Source organism: Desulfofundulus sp. (assembly GCF_049701015.1).
GTDB lineage: Bacteria > Bacillota > Desulfotomaculia > Desulfotomaculales > Desulfovirgulaceae > Desulfofundulus.
The window spans coordinates 1-5,655 of record NZ_JBNATZ010000163.1 but is presented as its reverse complement, the minus strand read 5'-3'; the positions used below and the strand labels follow the sequence as shown (position 1 = coordinate 5,655).

The following is a 5,655-nucleotide window of genomic DNA, read 5'->3' as shown; positions in this document are numbered from 1 at the left end:
GGTACAGGGGATTGCTCAGCGGCTGGGAAGGATTCTCGGTATGCAGGTCAAGGGAATAGCAGGAGGCAACGGCATGAATGACCTTAACGCGGTCAAAAGCAATACTGCGTTGCTCGAAGAGGCCTTCCGTCTGGGCAAGGAACTGGTAGGATAGAGTAGGCCGGTAACGGTCTCCTTGCTCCACTTCCGCCCGGTTCACGAAACGGCCGGCAGCAGTTTGGACGAAGGGCCACTGTCCTTCGAGGACAACAGTTTCGACGACATTGTTTACATATCTGCCCTGGAGTTTATGCCAGACCTGGGTATGATCCTGCGGGAAGCCTACCACGGTCTGAATCCTTGCGGTAAGCTGGTGGTGAGGATAATCGGCAGGAACAGCAGGTGGGGGCGTTTTTACGCGAAACAGGTCTGCTAGGATTCCGACAGGCCTCTTCAACCGGGTGCGATTTTACACTCTCTACGAACTGCGGCATACCATGCCGGGTGACACGGTGCGGGCCTGTGCGGTGGTTCCTCCGGACAGGCCCCCCGATGTGCGGAGGGATATTACCGCCGAAGGTCAGTGAAAGTTTCCTTAGCGTACTTTGTGCTGTTCAGTCCATCGGACTTTGACTGCCACCAGGAGCGGGCGGCGTAGGAAGACGAAGACCCGCCGTCAAAGCCGGAGTACAAACGGTGGTTTTATTTGCGCGGTGTCGGTCAAGTAGAAACAAAGCATTCTGGTACAGTTCAGGCCTGCGCTTCTCCGTCCAGTAGCAGACCCGTCGTTGCCGCTACAGGAGCGTGTGGTATCTGGGATTGATGTTGGTGGTAGCAACATAGTTCTCAGAGTGGGCTATGGACCGAACCATCCGGCTCCGGGGTTGGCATGGAGGTACATTATATCATCCGGTACGCCCCACCCAACCACCCGCCCCTTTTCCATGCGCGCCACCCGGTCTCCCAGAAAGGCTGCTTCTTCAAGGTCGTGTGTAACTAAAATAAAAGGAATGCCCCAGTGCCGCTGCAGGGACTTTAAGTCTTTTCGTATTTTGTACCGTGTTTCATAATCCAGGGCAGAAAGGGGTTCGTCTAAAAGCAAAAGTTCCGGGTCTGCGAGCAACGCCCGGGCCAGAGCTGTGCGTTGCCGCTCACCACCGGAGATCTGTCCCGGGTAACGATGGGCCAGGTGAGCTATCTGCAGCATTTCCAGCACTTCCTGGAGCTTAAGGCTTTTTCTCCGGTTCCCTTTCATGCCGTAGGCGGCATTTTGCTCCACAGTCATGTGGGGAAAGAGCGCATAATCCTGGAATACATAGCCCACATTCCTGTGTCGGGGAGGCAAGTTGACCCGTGCAGTGCTTGAAAATAGGACCCGCCCGTTTAAAACGATCTCACCTTTGTGGGGCTTTTGCAAGCCGGAGAGGCACTGTAACAGGGTGGTTTTCCCGGCTCCGGAAGGACCTACCACCACCAGCACCTCGTTTTGCACCGATAGCTCAATTTGCATGGGGAAGGCCGGTAATTTCTTAAAAATGTTCACGCTTAACAGGCTGTTAACTGGTGCTGATTTGTTTTTATTCCGTGCAAAAATGTTCATTGGATCGGTCCCTGTCCTTTTGTCTTTTTGGTTGATTTGAGCACCGGTCATTAGTATATGTTGAACATCCTGGTATGGGTGTGTTGTTAAACATCTCATCGTCCAGTGTCCACCTTTTCAGCCGGTGCTTGCTCCAGCGGTTTACCCAGAAAATAACTATAAAGCTCAACAGGGTCATCAGGACTACCAGCACCAAGGCGGTCCGGTTATCCCCGGATTCGGTGGCGGCGTAAATGGCCAGGGGTACCGTCTGGGTGCGGCCGGGAATGTTTCCGGCCACCATCAGGGTGGCGCCGAATTCTCCCAGGGCCCGGGCAAAGGCCATGACAATGCCGGCTACCAGGCCGGGCCAGGCCAGGGGCAGGCTGACCGTTTGGAAGACCCGCCATTCGCTGGCCCCCAGGGTGCGGGCAGCGTTTTCGATGTTTTTGTCTACCGCCTGAAAGGAGGCCCGCACCGTCTGGTAGAGCAGGGGGAAGGCCACAACTGTGGAGGCGATGACTGCCCCCCACCAGTTGAAGATTACCGAAACGCCCCACAGTTTTTCCAGCAGTCGGCCCAGTAGACCGTGCTTCCCGAACAGGAACAGGAGGCCAAAGCCTACTACCGTGGGTGGCAGGACCAGGGGCAGGGCAAGGATTGCCTCCACCACATCCTTGCCCGGGAAATCCCGTCCGGCCATGAGCCGGGCCACCGGCACGCCGGCCAGAAAAACGAACAGTACGGCCAACCCGGCCACACGTAGGGATAACAGTAACGGAACTACTACCTCTGGAGTAAACAAAAGCACCACCCCATCTGCGTTCTGCAAAACACCCGTCTAAATGGCCTGACTGTTATTTTTCCATTGGCTTTGACCTCAGTTTTCGTGTTTCATTAGTAACGCAACGCAATACATAATCACTTAATCATAATTCAATCATTTTAACACTTAAATCTACCGGTTTTCCCAAGTAAACGGAGGTGGTTACAAGGGCATCCACTCCGGTTTTGGCATAATCTGCCACATTGTCGAGATTAATCCCTCCTGCAGCTAGCAAAATAACTGCGGGGTTAATTCCCCTAATTTTGGGTATATATTTTTTTAATTCCGGTGGCGAGACTTTATCGAACTGGATTCCGTCAACACCCGCTTTGCAGAGTACGAGAGCATCCTCCAGGTTTTCGACTTCGACGATTACCTTCTTTTCACAAGCCCTGGCGCGTATTTCATCCAGAATTCCCAACAAGCCGGGTAATCCCCCCAGGAAACTCAGGTGTTGCTTAAAAATCAGGATTGTTTCGGACAAGCCGAGCCTGTGAGGAAAACCTCCTCCAACCACCACTGCCTTTGTGGCCAATTCTTTGGTCCCAGGGAAAATCTTCCTGGTAGCGACGACAGAAATTCTGGGATTGATTTTTGTGGCAATGTCTACCATCCGGCGGGTTCTGGTAGCTATCCCCGAGCAATATTCCAGAATATTCAAGGACACTTTCCAGGCTGCATGCAATTCTTCCGCTTTTCCTTCAACCTCCAGAAATGTTTCATTCGGCTTTACCAGAGAGCCAGAGGGAAAGTAACTGAGCACCCGGCTGCCCAGTTTATCGCACAGCCTTACAACTTCTTCTGTCCCGCATAATACGGCTTCCTCTCTGCTGTAGAAGCTCATTTTCCCTCTTCGGTTTCCAATTCCGAGCACCGATGTGGTTAAATCCAGATAGGGAACATCTTCTTTTATATACTCCTCTATCCTTCCGTCTGGGATGTAAAACATTTTCTTCTCCTTCCCCCCCCTGGAGATGTTGAACTTATAAAGCTCCGGCATCAGGAGTTCCGGTGTCGCCAGCCAAAAGTGGATTATTCTCTTCCTCCAGCAGTACCTGCCGGTCCTCCGGGCTTCAAGCCGAACTCCGCAAATACCTTCATTCCGGCGGGGGAAGCCAGGTAGTTCAGGAATTCCCGGGCGGCTTCCTTTTGAGGAGCGTTTTTCAACACTGCCGCCGGGTAGACAATGGGTTTGTGCAGATTGTTGGGCACAGTCAGTGCCACCCGCACATCTTTGCCCCTCAGAGCATCTGAGTAGTAAACAAAACCGGCGTCGGCATTACCCGTTTCCACGTAGGTGAGCACCTGTCGCACGTCGTTGGCCATGACAAGCTTGGGCTGCAGTTTATCCCATAACTTCAAATTGACCAGACTTTCTTTGGCGTACATGCCGGCAGGTACCGTTTCAGGCAGGCCGAGCGCCACCCTCTTAACCTCGGGGCCGGCCAGGTCGGCGAATTTCTTGACCTTCTGGTTCTCTTTAGGAACTACTACCACCAGTTCGTTACTTAAGAGATTGATCCGGCTGTCCCGTTCGAGTAAACCTTTTGTATCCAGCTGGTTCATCTGGCTGACTCCGGCGGAAATGAAGAGGTCTACCGGTGCTCCCTGCTCGATCTGCTTTTGGAGCGAGCCGGATGCCCCCAGGTTGTAGGTAATCTTTACCGCCGGGTGTTCTTTCTCATAGTTCTCCTTGATTTTCCCCAGGGCGTCCTTCAAACTAACGGCTGCCGAAACGGTAATTTCCTTTTGCAACCCGGTATTCTGGCCGGTCTGCTCAACCTGCTTGCCGCAGCCGCCGGCAACCACCCCCACCATGAATATGAACAGCACTCCCAGCAACCACTTTTTCATCGTTAACCGCTCCTTTCCAGATGGTTGTTTGCTGGCATTTACCAGTCACCCTTTTCACACCCGGTCTCGACAGGAGCAGGCTGTCTTTTTGCCGTCCCATCATGAATGAAGTCTGCTAAAATAGGGAAAACTGGATTTTCCATGCCTCCATGTTCTGCAGTCCCCTGCTCCCGCTCCGTCCGCGATGCCGGATCAAAAAAACCAGGCATGCGCACGGAAAGGCACACCTGGCCACTGAGGTCACGTCATTGTAACCATCTCCTTTCCGCACCGGGAGGCGCACGGGTTTCCCCGTACACCCTGTCGGCCCTGGCCCCATGGCTTTTTCGCTTTAGGTAACCGGGCTCGGAGATGTATTAAACTTATGTCTGTTAAAATTCTTCGTCCGGACGGTTTTTTCCTGCAACGTATCCTGAAATAATGGGCGACCCTGGCAATTATACCTGCCGTCCGGTGGGTGACCAGCCTTTGTTACAGACTGGCGTATTTGTGGCGAAGTCCCGGGAACCATATGCGGTTCCCGGGACTTCCCGGAGAACCTACAGCGTAATCACTACCACTCGCATCTCGGTCATTTCCTGGATGGCATATTTGGGGCCTTCTCTGCCCATACCGCTTCCTTTAACTCCGCCGTAGGGCATCTCATCAGCCCGGTAAACCGAAGTATCATTAACGATCACTCCTCCCACCTCCAGTTTCCGGGCTGCCAGCATGGCCAGGTCCAGTGATCTGGTAAACACCCCAGCCTGCAAGCCGTATGGGGAATCGTTGGCCATTTCCAGCGCCTGCTCAAAGTTTTCGTAGGGTATCACTGATACCACCGGGGCAAAAATCTCTTCACAAACCACCTTCATATCCGGCCGTACTCCGGTTAACACGGTGGGGTAAAAAAGGTTCCCCTCCCGCCTACCACCGGTGAGCAGGGTGGCGCCGCTTTCTACGGCCTCCCTTACCCATTGTTCCGCCCGGCGAGCTGCATCCTCGCTAATCATCGGTCCCACGTCGGTTTTCGGGTCGGTAGGGTCGCCCACTACAAGCTTTTCTGCCTCTTCTACCAGTAGCTGGCAGAAAGGTTCCGCGATATCCTGTTGAACCAGAATTCGCTGGACGGAAATACACACCTGTCCTGCATTAACAAAGGCCATGCGCCCGCAGGCCCGGGCTGCTTTGACCAGATCGGCGTCGCTATGTACAATGGTGGCGGAATTGGAACCCAGTTCCAGGGTCACCCGGCGCAAGCCTGCGCGCTCAGCAATACGTCTGCCCACTGCCGGGGAACCGGTAAAACTGTAATGGGCCACCCGGGGATCCCTTAAAAGCATTTCCCCTACATCATCACCGCTACCCACCAGCACATTTAAATGACCCGGCGGCAGGCCAGCTTCTTCCAGAATGCGGCATAACGACAGGGAAGATA

The 5,655-nt window shown here is 53.8% G+C and carries 7 protein-coding genes and 1 riboswitch; of the genes, 2 read left to right on the top strand and 5 right to left on the bottom strand.

Translation table 11 applies throughout. The features are described 5' to 3' along the window. Positions 1-175 precede the first annotated feature (175 nt). Together ACPLUI_RS10220 and ACPLUI_RS10215 are read left to right on the top strand one after the other, a co-directional pair. Positions 176-415: a class I SAM-dependent methyltransferase gene (locus ACPLUI_RS10220; protein ID WP_424660160.1), complete on the top strand. Its 240-nt coding sequence runs from the start codon at positions 176-178 to the stop codon at positions 413-415. A gap of 25 nt (positions 416-440) precedes the next feature. Then, on the top strand, positions 441-566 hold the full coding sequence (locus ACPLUI_RS10215; RefSeq protein ID WP_424660159.1) for a hypothetical protein: 126 nt from the start codon (positions 441-443) through the stop codon (positions 564-566). Between the two features lie 269 nt (positions 567-835). Here the strand turns inward: ACPLUI_RS10215 and ACPLUI_RS10210 are convergent, their stop codons facing one another. From ACPLUI_RS10210 to ACPLUI_RS10190, 5 genes are all read right to left on the bottom strand, one after another. After that, complete coding sequence (locus ACPLUI_RS10210; protein ID WP_424660161.1) at positions 836-1,531, bottom strand: ATP-binding cassette domain-containing protein; 696 nt, start codon at positions 1,529-1,531, stop codon at positions 836-838. Between the two features lie 25 nt (positions 1,532-1,556). Then, positions 1,557-2,390, bottom strand: a complete 834-nt coding sequence (gene modB / locus ACPLUI_RS10205; protein WP_424660158.1) for a molybdate ABC transporter permease subunit — start codon at positions 2,388-2,390, stop codon at positions 1,557-1,559. Between the two features lie 97 nt (positions 2,391-2,487). Then, positions 2,488-3,333, bottom strand: a complete 846-nt coding sequence (modD, locus tag ACPLUI_RS10200; RefSeq protein ID WP_424660157.1) for a ModD protein — start codon at positions 3,331-3,333, stop codon at positions 2,488-2,490. Between the two features lie 83 nt (positions 3,334-3,416). Beyond that, positions 3,417-4,238, bottom strand: coding sequence for a molybdate ABC transporter substrate-binding protein (modA, locus tag ACPLUI_RS10195; protein WP_424660156.1), 822 nt, complete (start codon positions 4,236-4,238; stop codon positions 3,417-3,419). Between the two features lie 242 nt (positions 4,239-4,480). Next, positions 4,481-4,601: riboswitch (molybdenum cofactor riboswitch) on the bottom strand. 176 nt (positions 4,602-4,777) lie between these two features. After that, positions 4,778-5,655, bottom strand: an 878-nt coding sequence (locus ACPLUI_RS10190; protein ID WP_424660155.1) for an aldehyde dehydrogenase family protein, incomplete at its 5' end; no start/stop codon positions are given.